Origin of the sequence: Pseudalkalibacillus berkeleyi (assembly GCF_021608225.1) — a bacterium.
Classification (GTDB): domain Bacteria; phylum Bacillota; class Bacilli; order Bacillales; family Fictibacillaceae; genus Pseudalkalibacillus; species Pseudalkalibacillus berkeleyi.
In genome coordinates this window covers 1,237,915-1,256,237 of the sequence record NZ_JAKIJS010000001.1, presented here as the reverse complement: position 1 = coordinate 1,256,237, position 18,323 = coordinate 1,237,915, and the positions used below count along the sequence as shown (strand labels likewise).

The window sequence follows — 18,323 nt, the reverse complement described above, 5'->3', positions numbered from 1 at the left end:
AATTTGACTTCCATCAATCAGGTAGATAGGAGTGAGGGTTTATGATGAATTATTTGCCACCCCATTACACACCTTCACAACTCATTCATTATATAAAAAATGGTTTGCCATCATCCAATAAACCTAAGCGAATTATTATTGCTGGTGCAGGTATGTCAGGCTTAGTAGCTGGATCATTATTGAAACAAGCAGGTCATCACGTATCGATTATCGAAGCAAGAAATCGTGTAGGTGGACGAATCTATACTATTAGAAAACCTTTTACAAATGGGAATTATTTCGAAGCAGGAGCGATGAGAATTCCTCATGTTCATTTCTTAGTATTAGAATACTTAAAAAAATTTGGTATTCAAACGAATGCATTTATAAATGCAACTGCAAATGACATCATTTACGTGAATGGTAGAAAGCTACGTTATTCACAGTATAAGAAAGATCCAGACAGATTAGGCTATCCCGTATTGCCGAGTGAGAAAGGTAAAACGGATTACGAATTAACACAGATGGTAATGGGACCAATCATCGATTTTATTAACCTTAATCCTTTAAGAAATTGGCCGATTGTCGTCTCGTATTTAGAAAGGTATTCCTTATCTACTTTTTTTAGGCATAATCCAGGTGGATTGACGTTGTCAGATGGTGCAATTGAAATGATTAAAGTCCTTTCGGTTGTAGAAGGTTTGCCTGAACTATCATTTGTTGAAATTCTACGTGAATATATGATTTTATTTAACAAAGAGTTGCATTATTATGAAATTAGTGGTGGTATGGATCAATTACCTAAAGCCTTTTTACCTCAACTTGAAAATAATATTCACTTCAATGAAGAGATTAAGAAAATTGAACAAAACCAAAATGGTGTAACATTTTCGAATACCCATACTCAATCAGGTAAATTATCACAAATTAGTGGTGACATTGCTATTATTACGATTCCTTTTACGGTCTTACAATTTATTGACGTTCACCCAAGGGATTCTTTTTCTCATAATAAATGGAAGGCGATTCGAGAGCTTCATTATGTACCGTCAACGAAAGTCGGTCTGCAATTCAACAATCGATTTTGGGAGTACCAAGGCATTTATGGAGGTAAAACGGTGACAGATTTGCCAATACGGCTAGCACATTATCCAAGTCACCATTTCGGAAAAAGAACAGGCGTTATTCTAGGTAGTTATACATGGGAAGATGACGCATTAATATGGGTTAGTAAATCTGAGGAAGAACGAGTAAAACAATCATTACAAGACCTTTCAACAATACACGGAAAAGAGATTCTATCTTCATTTGAAGTAGGAAAAGCGCAAAGCTGGGTACTTGATCCATATGCAGCAGGAGCGTTTACTTTATTCAAACCTGAGCAGGAAAGTGAGTTATTTCCATATTTATCAGCTCCCGAAGGAAAGGTTCATTTTGCAGGAGAACACACAACAGTTCCCCACGGTTGGACACAAGGCGCAATAGAGTCAGGAATCAGGGTTTCGCTTGAAGTAAATCATATTAAAAAATCTGGATCCATTCATTGAATAGATCCAGTCAAGTGTAAGCTTAACAATAAGTTTATCCCGTGCTATTAGGGTTAATATAACAATTCATTTATGATTTTCTTGGTACTCGATCTCGTATTTGGTTATGATCCATCCTTGTTCACTTTGTTCAAACGCAGCTTGGATGACGTACGTGCCATTTAATTCATTCGATCTTAGTTGTTCAATTACATATTTGTTTTCATTAACCTTTTCCAAAGCCATTTTCTCTAGATTGAATTTTTTAATACCATGAAATGTCTTCGGTTTGAGCACTCCATCCTTTTCTTGATAGAATCCATCGACTAATTTTCTCGCCACTTCTCCACTCGTTGTTTTTTGTACTTTTTCTACCGCTTCAGATTTAGATTCATATCTTGTTTCAATGTTGTTTTCATTTAAATCAGGTGTAATGTCTTGATAAAATTGAGTTAGGATCTGTTGTGCTCTTTTGTTTGTTAATGGTTTATTCTCTTGTACTTTTCGCTCTTCATTGTCCTTTTCATTTTGCTCGTCAGGTATTTGTTGTGGCTTTTCTTGATCAGCACCTTTTTGAGAATTTAAAGATTGATAACCAAATAAAGCGATCATAATTATTAATACCGATAATGTAGCAAAACTCAATACTTTCTTGAACATGAATGTATCCTTCGGCTTTACTTTTTCCTTCTTAACTACCTTTTGTAAGGTCTCTCTCTTCATATCCTCAGAGAATTGGATTTGAGTAATTGATGATTTAGAGCGGAAATCTTTTAAGTCATTTTTCATAGTTCTTCATCCCTTTTATCCAAGTACTCTTCTAATAATTTCCGAGCTCTTCTTAGTCTCGTTCTTACTGAAGTTTCTTTAAGCTTCAATATCTGACTAATTTCTTGAGTTGATCTTTCTTGAAAATAATAGAGAATGATGATCTCCCTATATTTAACGGGTAGCAATAAGACATAATGGGTAATTTGATCATGCTCAATTTTTTTACTCAGTTTTTTCTCAGGCGTTTCATGGGTTTTTGGCGTTTTCATAATAGGGAAATCGAATTGGATATATTTTTTCCAGCCACTTTTTAGATGATCCTTGCATTTATTTATCGTTATTCGATTCAACCAAGTTCTAAGAGTTGACTTCCCCTCAAAATCGTCTAGTTTCGTGTAACATTTAAAGAAGACATCTTGCGTGATATCTTCTGCAGTAGAAATATCCTGCACATATGAATACGCTAGCCGAGTAAGTTCATTCCCATACTCATCCATAGCTTCACGTAGCAACTCATCCTTATTCAATTGTTCCATTTTGTACCGGTTAATTAAGTTATCCAAAATCAACAACCACCTTTAAGCGCTTACAATACATTAGACGAATGAACTCTGAAAAACAATTCAGAAACTCTACATAAATGATGTTTCATAAATATTTGAGGATTAAAAAAAGAGTCGAGTTTTGATATTATCCCCTTTAAGTAGACATTCAAAAAAACCTTCATGATACTGTGGAGGAAAGAATGATACTTAGAGGGGATATTTCTATGGCTAAAAAAGGACAGAGGTTTCAGACGTATACAAACGAGTTTAAGCAGGACGCCGTGATGAAATACGTTAACGGATCTAAAAGTTACAAAGCACTAGCGGAAGAATTGGGAATACGAAATTGTACGCAGCTTAAAGTCTGGGTGAAAAAGTGGAAGAACGGTGATTCGTTTGATACCCGAAGTGGCAGTGGGACAAGCCCTCTTAAAGGCAGACCTCGCACAAACTTTAAAACAATTGAAGAAGAAAGAGATTACCTGAAATTGCAGGTGGACTACTTAAAAAAGCAATATCAAAATCTAGAAATGGAGGGGAAATCACACAAAGAATAAAGTATGAAACCATTGAAGAGTTAAGGAGCGAGGCTCCTGTTACCTGGTTATTGGAGATCGCCTTCCTCCAGCCATCAAGCTTTTACAAATGGAGAGCTGGTAGAGCAAAACGAGAAGAAAGGGCCAACCGAGATCATGACATCAAAAAGCATATGATGGGGATACATTTTCTTCACCCGGAAACAGGCTATCCTACTATGACACATTTATTAAAAGAAAGTGGTTACCACATTAATCATAAAAAAGTTTATCGGCTGATGACGGAAATGGGAATTCAATCTGTGATTCGTAAAAAGAGAAAAAGACATGGATATACTCCGTCTGTCGTCTATCCAAACCGACTAAAAAGAAACTTTAAAGCAAAGGGACCTAATCAAAAAATGGTTACCGACATTACTTATGTGTCAGATGGTGAACGATTCTACTACTTATCGGTGATTCAAGATCTATTCAACAATGAGATTGTAGGCTGGCAGCTTTCTAACCGGAATGATTTGGAACTTGTTTTAAATACAGTAGCTCTATGGACAAAGAAAAAAGACGTAGCTGAAGCCGTTCTCCATTCGGATCAAGGCTTTCAGTATACGTCTCAGGCATACAACACACGAATAGAAGAATATGGCATTAAGGGCAGCCACTCTCGCAAAGGAAACTGCCTGGATAATGCCTGCATTGAATCCTTCTTTTCGCATCTCAAAACAGAAAAGTTGTATATAGAAAAGTGTAAATCAGAAAAAGAGATTCGACAAGCGATTGAGGATTACATTTACCACTATAACTACAGACGTTTCCAAAAGAAATTAAAGCAACGCGCGCCGATTGAATATCGACACGCGTTGGCAGCGTAGTTTTTTTATATTGTCTACTTGACAGGGGTAAGACCAGTTTACGGCTTTTTTTCCGTAAATCAACTCTTGTATGGTTAATGTCCTTGTTTCCAAGTAATATGGCCCCATTTTTCTTCATAGTCTACGTCGACTGTGAAGTTGTGTTTTTCATAAAAATGAATAAGCCGTTCTAGGTGGTCCCAATCTCGTTCGGAAATATCACCTGTAATATATGGAATGTTTTTATCTTGCGCTAACTCCTTTAAATAATCAATGCAAATCGATCCGTACCCTTTATTTTCAGGACCTTTTATATCTCCAATATGAATTCGATCACGATCAGGGAAAAGTGCTTGAACGGCAAAGTCCCAAACACCACGGAAGGCAGACTCACAATCATTAATCATAATATTACAACGTTCTTCTTCCTCATGCTTGTAGACGATGACAAGATTATCTTCTTTCGAATGATCTATTCCAACGACATCCCATTTTTTAGCAATCCTTTTTATATCATCCTGCATTCTAAATACTTGCATTTCCATTTCTTCTAAGTCACGATTAGATTCATCTGCAAAAGGTTCCCTAACAAGTAATGACATATTGATCTCCTTCCTACGAATGAATGATAATTGCCGTACTATTGAAATCGTTCATTTTACCTATATAATTCATACACAGTTGTACATTGTACATGACTCTTAATCGTTTTTCAAATCACAAAAAATCCCCCAAGAAGGGGGTTTTTAATGGTAATATCTTAGTCATTAATTGCTCTACTTGCTAATGTATGGAGGACACTGTCATCCATCGGAGGATTATGTAACCCAGCTCGGACATCTCTGTAGTGCCTCTCGAGATTAGAGGATTTAGCTAAACTTCTTCCACCAACAATTCTCATTGCTAAATCAACAACTTCATTCGCGTTGTTTGTTGCAATGGTCTTCACAGCAGCTAAGTCAGGTCCTAAATCTGTTCGATTCTCAGGATTGTTGTCCCACTTATCTGCGACACCAAACAAAAAATATTGAGCGTTGAGGATGGCAAGGTCCATCTTTCCAATTTTCTCTTTAATATGAGCGACCTCTGAAATGGTAGTATTTAGACTATTAGGTTGATAATTCTTTGCAAATTCCACTGCCTCGTTTCTAGCAGCAATAGCTATGCCTAAATAACATGCTGGAATATGTAATAGCCATCCCTTAGGGACTTTACCTTTCCTAGGTGGTGTTTTGTGTTCAACTAATCGATTATGTGGAACGTGGACATCTGATAAGATCAGGTCATCGCTTGCCGTTCCTCTCATTCCCAACGAATCCCATGTTTCCTCAATTTTAACACCATTTTGTCCATTCTCGACTAGGAACCACCCTACTTCATTTAGGTCATTCATTTTTGCTGAGACGATGTAATAATCTAAAACGTTTGCCATCGTCGTAAAAGTCTTTCTGCCATTTAGTATGTAACCGGTTTTGTCTCTGACAGCTGTAGTTTCAGGTATACCTCCTCTTGTTGGACTTCCCGTAGCAGGTTCTGTAGCTGCCCGATTAATGATTTTCTTATTATGATGAATTTCTTTACCAATCCAATTAAATGTTTCTTCATCCCAAAGACCTTCATCTCTTAATTCCATAACAATACCTAAATGCCATCCAATTGATAAAGCAACTGAAGCATCACCCTCAGCTAGCTTTTCTTGTAATAGGACGAATTCGTATAAGGAAAGATTTTCTCCACCCAATGCTTTTGGTAAAGAAAGTGATTGATAGTTATAGTCTTTAAGATCTCTAAGGTTGTCGTCTAGAAACTTTCCATAGTGATCTGTCAGAGTTGCTCGTTTACCAACTTTATTTGATAATTCTTTTGTAATATTAAAAAGAGAACTTTGCCGCTCAGTTTGAATAAATGGTGAATAAGGATTCCACATATTAAGACCACTCCAACTCATTCAATTACAATTAGCTTACTAAACACATTGAATTTCATTCAACTAATATCTCTCAGCGTACTGTAAATAATAAGTCAGTTGGGCTATAAATTATATGATTTCTTTGAGGAAATTTCTTTTGAGTAAGTAACGTAAATGCTGAACTGGCATTGAACCGTAGCCTTGTTGATCACCTAAAGTAAATGAAATGACATTACGGAAGTGTGCGGTAATTTTCAAACGATCTGCAGAGTTAAAATTAAGTGATTTCGGGTCGATAATTTCGTATATTGTTCCATTTTTTAAATTCAAAGTGCATTCTCTCCTAACAATTATAGTTATGACTATTTTCGCCAAAAACATAAGGAAATATGAGCTGCAATACAGCACAAAAAAACTTTGGACACATTTCATCCAAAGCGATTAAGGGTTATTTATATGCAGTTTCTTTTTCATTTACCCCTTCTTGATAAGCCATTTCAATATACATGGAAACTAGTTGACGAATTTTGGGGTCAACTCCTAAAATCTCAAGATGATTGATACAACGTCTAATCGTTATACACTTAGGTTCATTATTCAACATGTAAGCTCCCTCCGTATGTAGAATTAACTCAGTACAAGAAGAATTAGTGAGTACTTGTTCAATAGTATGAGGTGTGATGAGGAATTATGGAACCCCTTCGTGCAAACTTCTTACCATTCGACAAGAAAACCTGTTTAGTGATCACACTAAGAAAGAACGAGTTTCATACGGTTCTCTTAAAAGAATGAATCCTCTCATTTTTTCACACATAAAAAAGCAGGATTTCCTTAGGCTAGGAAATCCTGCTTTCAAATTGTTATTTATTCTTAACCGGCGATGTCTTTCTTACTTCTAGTTTCAGCTCCCCAACATTCAGTATTTTCAATACCGAGTTTCTCAGGGTCAAATACTGGGTCCTTTCCTTCTTTTCGCTGCATCTCATAATCTTTGAGTACTTTGAATGCAACTTTTCCAAGAAGTCCAATAGCAATTAAGTTAATCAATGTCATCAACGCCATGAATAAGTCTGCTAGCGTCCAAACGAATGATAATGGTAAGATCGCACCGACCATAACCATAGCCATTGTTGCTAAACGGTATGTGAAAATAGCAGGTTTACTTTCTTTAATGAACTCAATATTCGTTTCACCATAATAGTAACTTCCGATAATTGAACTAAATGCGAATAAGAAGATTGCAACTGCGATAAATATTGTAGCTGCATTACCGACATGGTCACCAAGTGAATCTTGTAGCAACTGAATTCCTGCTACTTCTCCTGTTTTGTATAAGCCTGACATCAAAATGATGAACGCTGTTGCCGAACAAACAATTAGTGTATCCAAGAATACTCCGAGTGTTTGAATGAATCCTTGTTTAGCAGGATGGGAAACACTTGCTGTAGCTGCAGCGTTTGGGGCACTACCCATACCAGCTTCGTTTGAGAAGAGTCCTCGTTTTACACCATTCATAATTGCGGCACCAATTCCACCACCGATTGCTTGTTCAAAACCGAATGCACTCTTTACGATTAGTGCAAACATTGCTGGAATTTGTCCAACATTAAGCACTAATACAACAATTGCAAGGATGATATACAGAACGGCCATGATTGGTACAACTACCGCAGATACGTTTGCAATTCGGTGTACCCCTCCGAAAATAACTAGCCCTGTAAGAACAGTGATGATAATTCCAATCATAGTTCCATTAAGATTGAATGCATTTTCATATGCTGCTGAAATCGTGTTACTTTGTACTGAATTAAAAATAAGTCCGAATGTTAAGGCAATTAATACAGCAAAAATAATTCCTAACCATCTTTTTCCTAGACCTTTTTGAATGTAATATGCAGGTCCACCACGGAAAGCTGATTTGTCTTTGATTTTGTACACTTGAGCCAAAGTACTTTCGATAAAGCTTGTTGCTCCACCTAATAGTGCAACAATCCACATCCAAAATACCGCCCCAGGTCCACCAAGCCCGATTGCAACCGCAACCCCCGCTAAGTTACCTGTACCAATACGTGTTGCTGCCCCAATACAGAACGACTTAAAAGATGAGATGCTTTTTCCGTCTGTTATTGTAGATTTTTCAAATAATACCCTAGTCATTTCACCAAGATATCTGAACTGGACAAACCTCGTTGCGAAACTAAAGTACAATCCAATTCCGAGCAATCCTGCGATGAGGACATACCCCCATAAATACTGATTCAAAAATCCTACAATGGTTTCTAACACAATACCTAGCCCCTTTACCCATTTTTTGTTTTTTCTGAATTTTTAACTTAAACATAATTATAATTACAATTTTTCAGCTTTGCAACAATTTTCTGCATATTATTGCATTTTGCACGTTGATTTAACGCGAAAAATCCTAATATAACAACAATTTAATTCATTATTATTCAAGGGATTAATTATGATTTTTTTAAAAAAAGTAGATAGAAAGCAAGAAATATTGAGGATCATGTTAGGTTTTAGGAGGTAAATGGATTGTAGGCCCTTGGAGAAATGATTCAGGACCTACGACTCACATTCATTGTTGGATCTTAATGAGTAATAAGGGCTTTTTTTGAGATAAACTCACGTTTTTCTAGATAATATTGATTTTTTCTAGATAAATGCTCAGTTTTCTAGATAAACCATTGATTAGACCTTAACTGGAGCGGTATCGTGTGTGAACACGTCTTGCGGGTAATGAAATCGGGTTTTACTACGATTCCCGGCTGTGTCTGGATTCTATTTTAAAACACGCAAATATGCTTGCCATGGTCCAACATCATGCTTATACCGATGAGCCATGACACGTGCAATCTGAGAGATATGGTTCAGATCATGTACGACCCATGTTGATAGTAACTGTCGCAACGTTACTTGGCCAAATGCTGGGTGAACACCCGTCCAATCCAGATTGAATTCACTCATCTTTGATTTAAGCTGTGCCAAGTTCTCTTTTCTTAATTGATTAAATTCTACTAATAATTCCTCAAGCGACCGATGACGGTTCCGCTCTAGGTGTTCAAATCGATCGAAGGGTTTGAATTCTTTAAGGGCATCATTTGAACAGATAATTTCCACCCTCTTTATCCAATCATTTCGCTCACCGTCAATGAGATGACCAACCACATCAAAAGCACTCCAAGTTTCCTCTCCCTCATTACAATGAATCCATTGTTCTGATAGTCCTTTTAACATGACATCTAATGTATTAGGGGTTCGTTCTAATAGTTCTATTGCTTCTTTCACTTCAAATGTCATGAAACCACCTCCAATAATATATATCAATTTTCATTTTACATAAAAAAAAGAAGATTGACATAAATTCACTTTGGCCAATCTTCTTGGTATTTATTTTATTATGCAATTTTATTGTGATCTTTTGAATCGATATTGATTCCATTGATACCTGATAAAGCATCCGATACAAAATCCAAGAATAGCAATAAATGATGCTGTAGCAACAAATATACTAGAGACAAAATAAATTGTCATAGCACCTAGGAATCCACTGATTAAAGCAATGGTCAATAGGATGGTTGCAATCCATTGATTAAATTGTTGTTGGTCTTTATCTTCTTGGACGTACCTTGAAGGATGATCCGTTAGAAAGAGCCTTGCCACCTTCATCACAGGGTTTATGTTAAAAACCAAGCTTGACAGTCCAACAATAAATGGTATTACTAATATCCACACTTGACCTGAGACCCAAGAAGCGACAACTGATAATAAGATGAACCATTGATTTGTTCTTACTAGCGGTCTGGGAATTGTTTGGAGATGATTCATTTTTAATTCCAACCTCTCACATATGAATGATAAGCATATGATAAAGGTATTCTTCCATTTTGTGAAGTGTGAAGGTTCAGATATCAATACCTCAATGTATTTTAATCTCACTGATTTTTTGATATGACCCCATTTCATGAGCTGTTATTTTATGATTAGAAACTGTGTATAACGTATCGTTGATATAGACAAGTCTTCTGATTTCATCATCCGTATATGATCGGTAATCCTGATCTTTCGTTGAGTGGGAAATTTTTCTTTTTAAATGAAATCCTCTTTCTAATGAAAGGTTATATACAAGCGCACCTTGGAATTCAAATTCATTTGTTCCATAATTGTTCGATTGATAAATCTGTACAGGAAAAGCAAAAAGGTTTTTATTCTTATTAAATAATAAAGCCTTGTGGTCATAGTTAAGAGGCGAAAAAGTTCCCCTACCTTCTATAATTTCTGTGAATTTTTCTTTCGGGTTTTCCATATCGGTTACATCAAACATAGATATTTTGATTCCATTTGTTTGAACAAAAGGTTCACCATGCTTGTTGTCAATTAATTCAGTATGTTGTCCGAATCCTATTAAGTGATTTTCATCGTATGGATGGAGGTAGTTACTGAATCCAGGGATTTTGAGTTCACCTTTTACTACCGGATTACGGGGATTACTAGCGTCAATGACAAACAATGGATCAATCTCTTTAAACGTTACAATATAGATGCGATCACCCATGAAACGAGCAGAATAAATACGTTCACCTTCTGCTAGACCTTTCACACTGCCAATTAATTTTAAAGAATCATTAAATATGAACAAATGATTTGCAGAAGGTCCTCTTCCATTCCGTGAAAAACGAGTAGTAGTTGCGATTCGAAAATTCCCATCATGTTCATCCATCGAAAACTGGTTGATTATTGAACCCTCCACTTCAGTAGAACCAATAAATTTGATGGTGTCATCATTTATTGAAAATTTATATATAAGCGTACTGGGTCCTGCTATTTCTCTTGTTCGCGTTTCAGTAACTTTTGGATAAGAATGAACTGCAATGTATAAATTGCTGTTTGTCATGTAAATTTGATTTCCTCCACCAAGTAAGGTGGAATTTTTAGCAGGTTCATTTTTATCATGAATATCGATTACTGTGACAGTTAAGAAATTCGTTTCATTCGAACCAGGAAAATATTGAATATCACTGTAGTCTATTACGTTTTTTTCATTGGTAACAGCCGAATCCTTAATGTGAGGTCGCAGTTCTTGGTTTGGTACTTTAATTTTCAACATCGGAAAATGTTGTGGATGGTATTGAGAAATGAGATAAATCTTTTGGTTGATCCTCCGTGCTGATATATACGATCCTTCAATTTCCATTTCTCTTTCAATAATTGGAGTAGTGCGGTCATGTACATTGATGACTTTTACATGTACAAAATGATGATTAGGTCTAATTAACGTATCCATTTCACGCTGTTTAGATGAATGATTGTGTAGAGATGGTTGGATAGCATACCCGATGACTACGAGCTTATCTGCAGATAGAAATAGCTGCGTTGGAGTAAAACCATTTTCTCTAAGGGAGATCTTAGAAACCACATTCATCCGATCGGCAGGGACGGCTTTGGTAATTACGATGTTTTTATTATGAATTTGATAAATGTACTGACCATCATTCTTAACGATATCCGCTTCATCAACCCCTTTTACTTGAGTGTTTGTTTTTGAAAAAGACCCAATCGAATCTTGTGATTTACTGGCACTTTCCATTGCAGGCTGAGAGGAATCCTGAAGGTCAACTTTTGTGGCTTTCGTAATGTTCTTTTGTTGACTCATTGCTCGTTCAAAATATTGTGTTAGATTCTCTTCAGTACCAATCACAGGTAATGTTTCTTGAACAACAAATTTGTGCCGTCTGTTTTGAGCTAAAATTTGTCCATCAGCTGCTTGCAAAGAGTTACTAATGTGGAGAGTATAATATTCTGTATTTAAACTGTATCCTTCCTTTGGCGGATGAACCAAAATGGATCGTTTGTCTTCATTTATGGTAACTGTAACGTGCTGCTTTTCCCCTTCTGCATTTGTAACATAGATGTGGTCCGAAAGATGGTTTTCATTAACTGGTTTTGAAAAATGAACTTCCCATGATTTATTTTGTAATACAACCTCTTCAGCCTTTGCCCAATTATTGACCACTTGAAACTGGTGTTTTAGAGAACCTATTGAGAATACTGCAATCATTAAAATTAGCCCACATAACATCCACCACTTTTTCAATATTAACAACCCCCGTGTTTTTATCTGTAAGACGGATGTGGTTTGAATTACGTTACAAGTTCACAAAAATAATTCGAGAACCTTTCCATTTGAACGAAGATTTGGTAGGTTTAAGTAACCATGAATCACGAAAGGAAGTCTGTTATGGAGAAGTACTCATTATTAATAGTTGGTGCCGGGAGAATGGCTGAAGCTGTTCTGGCGGGCTTAGTGAAACAAGAGGCTTCATTATTTAAATCAATTACGGTTTCTAACCACTCCGATCAACAACGACTTCAACGATTAGCTTCAGAATATCAAGTTGAAGTAACTGGAGAATGGTACTCAAAAGTTTCTGAAGTAGATGTAATATTATTAGCCGCTCCACCTAAAGCGCATGATTCTATCCTCAAAGAATTAGCAACTGCAATTTCTGATCAACTTGTAATGACAGTGGCAGCAGGAATTGACACTACATATATGGAAGAAAGATTACCACAAGGTACACCAGTTTGTTGGTTGATGCCTAATACTGCTGCCTTAGTTCAGCGTTCAATGACAACATTCACATGTGGAAAGTATGTAAGTGATTTTCACAAAACTTTGATTAAGCACGTCCTAGAATCTATTGGTTCATACGAAGAACTTACCGCAGAACAGGTACACGATCTTACTGCGATTACCGGTAGTGCACCGGCATTCTTATATTTATTAACTGAGGCACTCGAAGAAAAGGCGACGTCCTACGGAATTTCAAAGGAACAAGCCAAATTACTAGTGACGAAAATGATTAGCGGATCAGCAGCCATGTTGGACACGGGTACACCTGCCAATGAGCTTAGGGACCAAGTGACATCACCTGGTGGTTCAACTGCAGCTGGTGTCTCTTTATTAGAAGGTCAGAATTTCAAGCAAACGCTGAAAGATGCAGTAGTGGCGACTAACAATCATGCAAGAAAAAATCATTAAAGGAGGAAATTGAGATGGGAATTTTGGATGGATTAATGGGAAATGCTTCTGAAGCGGATTTAAACGCAGTTGCCAAAGATCTCGAGTTAATCATTACGGATGAAGAACGTGTTGAGAAAGCATTTAAAATCATACGTGATTTAATTGTTTTTACAGATAAAAGGCTCATATTGATCGATAAACAAGGTGTAACTGGGAAAAAGGTTGAGTATCATTCCATTCCCTACCGAAGTGTTACACACTACAGTGTTGAAACAGCGGGCACATTCGACATGGATGCTGAGTTGAAAATTTACATTTCAGGTCACTCACAACCACTATCAAAGCAATTTAGAAAAGATAAGAGTATCTATGACGTACAAAGGTCATTAGCGAAATATGTAAATCAATAGAAAAAAGGATTGGCGTTGAACAAATCATCTGCCAATCCTTTTTTTTGCACTCTTTTTACTATTGATATTTATTCTTATCGATTTGTTTATTAATTGCATCAGCTGTTTTATCTACTGCATTCATTGCAGCACTTTCAGTTGCCTCAACGGCATTTTGAACATTATCAAATGCGGTATCAGCACCATCTTTAATGTTTTTCGCAGTCTTTTCAACGGCTTCTTGTCGATCATTACGCTTGTGACTCATCGTTACTCCTCCTTTAATTGCCTCCAGATTAATAATAGGTTTTTACGAAACCAGAAATTTATACACCCGAAACATGTTCTTACAATAACCACCAGATCATTAATCAATTCGAACTATTTATTTCATAATCCATTGAAATGTTTATTCTTCCTTAATACAATGTGCATGTAACTCAAAAAGTTTCCTTAAGGAAAAATTAGTGGAGGTGAGTAAAAAGATGTTGTCTGTATTAAGAAATCATACAATCGCAAGTTACCTTCTCACAATCATTCGCATTTATTTGGGATTCTTATGGTTAAGTGCAAGTTGGGGGAAAATAACGGGTTCTTTCGATGCATCTGGATATCTTAAAGGTGCTCTCGCGAATGCTAAAGGTGAACACCCAGCAGTACTACCATGGTGGGCAGATTTTATAGAGCAAGTTGCCTTACCGAATGTATCGATTATTAATATCTTAGTACCTTGGGGAGAATTTCTAGTAGGCGTTGGATTAATATTAGGTTTGTTTACGAGCTTATCCATTCTCATGGGCTTACTTATGAATTTCTCGTACATGTTCTCTGGATCTGCAGGTCAGAATCCTTTGATGGTCATTTTAGGTTTTATTACCCTTGTAGCAGGCTATAATGCTGCTAAAATTGGATTAGATCGTTGGAGAAAATGGAAACATCATTCATCAACAGAAACTTCATCCTCCAACGCCCCTTTTGCTTAATAGATAAAAAAAATGACTCAACGCAATTGCAATCTGCGCTTGGGTCATTCTTTTAACAACTTATATAATTCTTAAAATGGCATATCCAAGTACAATTCCGATGGTTGCACTTAATAAACTTCCAATTAAATAATATTCAGCAAAAGCTTTGCTTTCAAATTGTTTGAACCGAGTTAATGATTTGACTGCAATTAGAAATGTCATCCCATGAGGAATGCCTTGAACAATGAAAATCATTATTAAAACACGTTCAATCATGCCGATATATCTACCGATTTGTTTTGGAGAATCTCGATAGAATTGGTCGGTCCTCAAGGTTGTTACTTCGTTCACTTCTTCTCCTTTCTCATTGTAGTAGGTCTTTATTTCTGTCTTTTCATCCGTAATGCTGTACATATTTTTATTCAATGTTTGACTAGGTCCTAGATTTCTTAGAATAATACCTAAGAAATAACCTGCTCCTTCTGTTGCCAGAACGATTATGATACAAATAGCAAATAGTTTAGATAGATCTGAGAGCTCCACTCCTTCAAACAAAAACCTCAATATGACATCAGCCATTTCTGAATATTGGAACGCTGTTAGTCCTAGCAATTGAAAAATAAAAAGTATTGATATGATATGAACGAATTGATCAAATATAAAAAGTGAAGCACTAACTACAACCTTTCCACTCTTTTTATTCAATATTTCCTTTGTCCAATCAATTAAATAATGAAGAATAAGAATGAGGATAATCGCAACTCCGACAGGTATGACTAGACCGATATCCCTTTTAATAAAGATGATAAATACTAAAGCAACCCCAATCATTAGAATAAAATGAGTTATTATATGCAAAAATAGCCCTTTATGTAGATGGGTCTTTTTCATTCGAATCATTGCGTTTGATTGTATGACAAAATCCGCAATAAAATGAGCCAGTATAAATAAAAGAAGGAGTTGAAACATTTTTAAACATCCTCCTTCAAACAATCATTTTCTAAATAATTGAGTAACTGAATCAGACTATTTTCCATTGCAAGTACGGTTTGGTAATGAGCACGTGTTAATAAATATGAAACTGTGGACTTTGGAGATTTATAACCAAGTATCTGGCCAATTTGCTCGTAGGTTGCTTCTGGATGACTTTCCATGAGAGTGAGGACTTCCTTTTGTTTATCACTTCTTCCTACTTTCTTTTCACAAATGGCAAAATGGAGAGCGTTTAGCGATTGGTAAGGGTAACCATTTATATAGAAGAAAGTCGTACTTGCCTCCTCTCCTGACAGCCATGGTTTTGCTTCAGGGTGTACTTTTTTCAGAAACCGATCTCTAGCTTCAAATGCATTCAATACAGCAGATCCATTCATTGTGTGGATTGTAGAGTCAATCGTATCCAATGTTCCAATTCCTAGACCAATATATAAATAAATGTTCTCAGATGACAATTTTTCTTCAATCATTTGTGAGGCGTTGTATCCAGCCGCTAAATGATCTATCACTCCTAACAATTCATCCCCATTTCGAACATCAAATGGAACGATGATGTCTCTTTCAAATGCTGCATTGATTTCATTGCAGCAATTAATTAATGAAATGCGTAATTGTTCCTTATTTAAACGACGAGAATCTTTCACATCTACCGCAATACACATACAAGATATCATACAAACACCCCTACCAATTAGTTGATATATTAACGTCAACAACATTATAGTTGATACATTAATAACAACTATAACAAAAAAACGGATTTTTTCAATAGAAGGACTGTCTCGAAGGACATACTCTCAAAATGCCCCCCTCTATTTTCATCCGTCTTGATTATATAATCTTCTGACCTATAGCATTGTAGTGTTTAACATATGGATCTCTATCTTAAATACCGTACAGTCTCGCTCTATGTGCCAGAACATGATATAATCTCTTCTTAGCTGAAATATGGAGGAATGTGTGAAAATGATAAATGTAACAAATGTTGGTTTGCGGTTTGCGGATCGTAAACTATTTGAAGATGTCAATATAAAATTTACTCCTGGGAATTGTTACGGATTAATTGGTGCTAATGGTGCTGGGAAATCAACGTTCCTAAAAATTTTATCAGGAGAAATAGAAGCTCAAAAAGGAGATGTCCACGTTCCACCAGGACATCGTTTAGCTGTTTTGAAGCAGGATCACTTTGAATATGAAGAGTATGAGGTTTTGAATACAGTCATTATGGGACATGAGCGATTGTATGAAATTATGCAAGAGAAAGATGCTATTTATGCTAAGCCCGACTTTTCTGAAGAAGATGGTATGAAAGCTGCAGAGTTAGAAGGAGAATTTGCGGAGCATGATGGATGGGAAGCTGAATCCAATGCTGCTGTCCTTCTTAAAGGTTTAGGCATTAAAGAAGACTTGCATACGAAGAAAATGGCTGAATTAACAGGTGGTCAAAAAGTTAAGGTGCTCTTAGCACAAGCGCTTTTTGGAAATCCTGATATTCTTCTATTAGATGAGCCTACGAACGGTCTGGATATCAAGGCAACTCAATGGTTAGAAGAATTCCTAATTAACTTCGAAAATACTGTCATTGTCGTTTCACATGACAGACATTTCTTAAACAAAGTCTGCACACATATTGCCGATCTTGATTTTGGTAAAATTCAAATCTATGTCGGTAACTATGACTTCTGGTATGAGTCAAGTCAATTGGCACAGAAGATGGCACAAGAGCAAAATAAAAAGAAGGAAGAGAAGATCAAGGAGCTTCAGAATTTTATCGCACGATTCAGTGCCAATGCATCAAAATCGAAGCAAGCAACTTCACGTAAAAAGTTGTTAGATAAGATTTCCTTAGATGACATTAAACCTTCCTCACGTAAATACCCATTTGTTGGATTTTCGCCTGAACGAGAAATTGGAAATGATCTCTTGCGTGTAGATAACATTTCTAAGACAATCAATGGTGAAAAGGTATTGGATAATGTAAGTTTTATTATGGATAAGGACGATAAGATTGCATTAGTTGGGAAAAATGAAATTGCAAAAACAACACTAATGAAAATATTGATGGGTGAGATGGAGCCAGATAGTGGTAGCTATAAATGGGGAGTTACAACTTCTCAAGCTTATTTTCCAAAAGACAACACGGAGTACTTCGAAGGCTCTGATTTAAACCTTGTTGATTGGCTTCGACAGTATTCACCTGAAGATGACAGTGACACGTTCTTGCGTGGTTTTCTTGGACGGATGCTCTTCTCTGGTGATGAAGTTAAGAAAAAGGCTAGTGTCTTATCCGGAGGAGAAAAGGTTCGTTGTATGCTATCGAAAATGATGCTTAGTAATGCCAACGTATTAATTTTAGATGAACCAACCAATCACTTGGATCTAGAATCGATTACTGCATTAAACGATGGATTAACTAAGTTCAAGGGTTCTATGATTTTTGCTTCTCATGACCACCAATTTGTTGATACCATTGCCAATCGTATTATTGAAATCACCGATAACGGATTGATGGATAAACAGATGACATATGATGAGTATTTAGCAAATAAGGACATTCAAAAAGAACTTGAAAAAATGTATTCATAAGTAACATAAAGAGGGTGACGGTTCATTTCATATGGATCGTCACCCTCTTTCTTACTAAATAATGGTTCGTCGGGTTTGATTAACGCATGTTATATAGGTATAATAGGGTGTTTATTTTAAATTATAGTAATTTTTAGACAGAATTATATATTTTCTATACAAAGTCCTTTATAATGTAAATTAGATAACTGTCCGGTATTTGATCAAATCTTGTAATGATATAGGTTTTTTTATTTATTTGATACG

General features: G+C 36.1%; 20 protein-coding genes. 7 read left to right on the top strand and 13 right to left on the bottom strand.

Annotated elements, in window-relative coordinates; all coding sequences use genetic code 11:
• Positions 1-41 precede the first annotated feature (41 nt).
• The gene (locus L2716_RS06695; protein ID WP_236332983.1) at positions 42-1,526 is read left to right on the top strand and encodes a flavin monoamine oxidase family protein; all 1,485 of its coding nucleotides are present in this window, start codon (positions 42-44) and stop codon (positions 1,524-1,526) included.
• A 66-nt stretch (positions 1,527-1,592) separates the two neighbouring features.
• On the opposite strand, the gene L2716_RS06690 is transcribed toward L2716_RS06695, so the two are convergent.
• Entirely contained in the window at positions 1,593-2,294 is a 702-nt protein-coding gene (locus L2716_RS06690) for a hypothetical protein (RefSeq protein WP_236332981.1), read from the bottom strand.
• Positions 2,291-2,839 carry a sigma-70 family RNA polymerase sigma factor gene (locus L2716_RS06685; RefSeq protein WP_236332980.1) on the bottom strand — a complete coding sequence of 183 codons (549 nt, stop codon included), beginning with the start codon at positions 2,837-2,839 and terminating at the stop codon, positions 2,291-2,293. Before L2716_RS06685 ends, L2716_RS06690 begins: the two co-directional genes overlap by 4 nt.
• Positions 2,840-3,045: 206 nt before the next feature.
• Here L2716_RS06685 and L2716_RS06680 point away from each other — a divergent pair, with 206 nt between their 5' ends.
• Complete coding sequence (locus tag L2716_RS06680; protein WP_236332978.1) at positions 3,046-3,378, top strand: transposase; 333 nt, start codon at positions 3,046-3,048, stop codon at positions 3,376-3,378.
• Positions 3,309-4,226 (top strand): IS3 family transposase, encoded by a 918-nt coding sequence (locus L2716_RS06675; RefSeq protein ID WP_329610129.1) that lies wholly within the window; start codon positions 3,309-3,311, stop codon positions 4,224-4,226. The genes L2716_RS06680 and L2716_RS06675 overlap by 70 nt, the downstream gene beginning before the upstream one ends.
• A gap of 74 nt (positions 4,227-4,300) precedes the next feature.
• Here the strand turns inward: L2716_RS06675 and L2716_RS06670 are convergent, their stop codons facing one another.
• From L2716_RS06670 to L2716_RS06635, 8 genes are all read right to left on the bottom strand, one after another.
• Positions 4,301-4,807 (bottom strand): N-acetyltransferase, encoded by a 507-nt coding sequence (locus L2716_RS06670; RefSeq protein WP_236332976.1) that lies wholly within the window; start codon positions 4,805-4,807, stop codon positions 4,301-4,303.
• A 158-nt stretch (positions 4,808-4,965) separates the two neighbouring features.
• Positions 4,966-6,132, bottom strand: coding sequence for an acyl-CoA dehydrogenase family protein (locus L2716_RS06665; protein ID WP_236332974.1), 1,167 nt, complete (start codon positions 6,130-6,132; stop codon positions 4,966-4,968).
• 111 nt (positions 6,133-6,243) lie between these two features.
• Positions 6,244-6,444, bottom strand: coding sequence for a hypothetical protein (locus L2716_RS06660; RefSeq protein ID WP_236332972.1), 201 nt, complete (start codon positions 6,442-6,444; stop codon positions 6,244-6,246).
• Positions 6,445-6,562: 118 nt separating this feature from the next.
• A complete protein-coding gene (locus L2716_RS06655; protein ID WP_236332970.1) occupies positions 6,563-6,718 on the bottom strand; it encodes a hypothetical protein in 156 nt (51 codons plus the stop codon).
• Positions 6,719-6,984: 266 nt separating this feature from the next.
• Complete coding sequence (locus L2716_RS06650; RefSeq protein ID WP_236332969.1) at positions 6,985-8,400, bottom strand: alanine/glycine:cation symporter family protein; 1,416 nt, start codon at positions 8,398-8,400, stop codon at positions 6,985-6,987.
• 501 nt (positions 8,401-8,901) lie between these two features.
• Complete coding sequence (locus L2716_RS06645) at positions 8,902-9,420, bottom strand: DinB family protein (RefSeq protein WP_236332967.1); 519 nt, start codon at positions 9,418-9,420, stop codon at positions 8,902-8,904.
• Positions 9,421-9,528: 108 nt separating this feature from the next.
• The gene (locus L2716_RS06640) at positions 9,529-9,948 is read right to left on the bottom strand and encodes a DUF4395 domain-containing protein (protein ID WP_236332965.1); all 420 of its coding nucleotides are present in this window, start codon (positions 9,946-9,948) and stop codon (positions 9,529-9,531) included.
• Positions 9,949-10,039: 91 nt separating this feature from the next.
• Complete coding sequence (locus tag L2716_RS06635) at positions 10,040-12,214, bottom strand: beta-propeller domain-containing protein (protein ID WP_236332963.1); 2,175 nt, start codon at positions 12,212-12,214, stop codon at positions 10,040-10,042.
• 144 nt (positions 12,215-12,358) lie between these two features.
• Between L2716_RS06635 and proC the strand changes: the two genes are divergently transcribed.
• Together proC and L2716_RS06625 are read left to right on the top strand one after the other, a co-directional pair.
• Positions 12,359-13,162 carry a pyrroline-5-carboxylate reductase gene (gene proC, locus L2716_RS06630; protein ID WP_236332961.1) on the top strand — a complete coding sequence of 268 codons (804 nt, stop codon included), beginning with the start codon at positions 12,359-12,361 and terminating at the stop codon, positions 13,160-13,162.
• A gap of 14 nt (positions 13,163-13,176) precedes the next feature.
• On the top strand, positions 13,177-13,554 hold the full coding sequence (locus L2716_RS06625; protein ID WP_236332959.1) for a PH domain-containing protein: 378 nt from the start codon (positions 13,177-13,179) through the stop codon (positions 13,552-13,554).
• Between the two features lie 58 nt (positions 13,555-13,612).
• Here the strand turns inward: L2716_RS06625 and L2716_RS06620 are convergent, their stop codons facing one another.
• Positions 13,613-13,801 carry a hypothetical protein gene (locus L2716_RS06620; protein WP_236332957.1) on the bottom strand — a complete coding sequence of 63 codons (189 nt, stop codon included), beginning with the start codon at positions 13,799-13,801 and terminating at the stop codon, positions 13,613-13,615.
• A gap of 217 nt (positions 13,802-14,018) precedes the next feature.
• Between L2716_RS06620 and L2716_RS06615 the strand changes: the two genes are divergently transcribed.
• A complete protein-coding gene (locus L2716_RS06615) occupies positions 14,019-14,516 on the top strand; it encodes a DoxX family protein (RefSeq protein ID WP_236332955.1) in 498 nt (165 codons plus the stop codon).
• A 60-nt stretch (positions 14,517-14,576) separates the two neighbouring features.
• Here the strand turns inward: L2716_RS06615 and L2716_RS06610 are convergent, their stop codons facing one another.
• Together L2716_RS06610 and L2716_RS06605 are read right to left on the bottom strand one after the other, a co-directional pair.
• The gene (locus tag L2716_RS06610; RefSeq protein WP_236332952.1) at positions 14,577-15,467 is read right to left on the bottom strand and encodes a DUF3307 domain-containing protein; all 891 of its coding nucleotides are present in this window, start codon (positions 15,465-15,467) and stop codon (positions 14,577-14,579) included.
• A 2-nt stretch (positions 15,468-15,469) separates the two neighbouring features.
• Positions 15,470-16,165 (bottom strand): SatD family protein, encoded by a 696-nt coding sequence (locus L2716_RS06605; protein ID WP_236332950.1) that lies wholly within the window; start codon positions 16,163-16,165, stop codon positions 15,470-15,472.
• Between the two features lie 292 nt (positions 16,166-16,457).
• Here L2716_RS06605 and L2716_RS06600 point away from each other — a divergent pair, with 292 nt between their 5' ends.
• A complete protein-coding gene (locus L2716_RS06600) occupies positions 16,458-18,077 on the top strand; it encodes an ABC-F family ATP-binding cassette domain-containing protein (protein ID WP_236337818.1) in 1,620 nt (539 codons plus the stop codon).
• Positions 18,078-18,323: the final 246 nt, after the last annotated feature.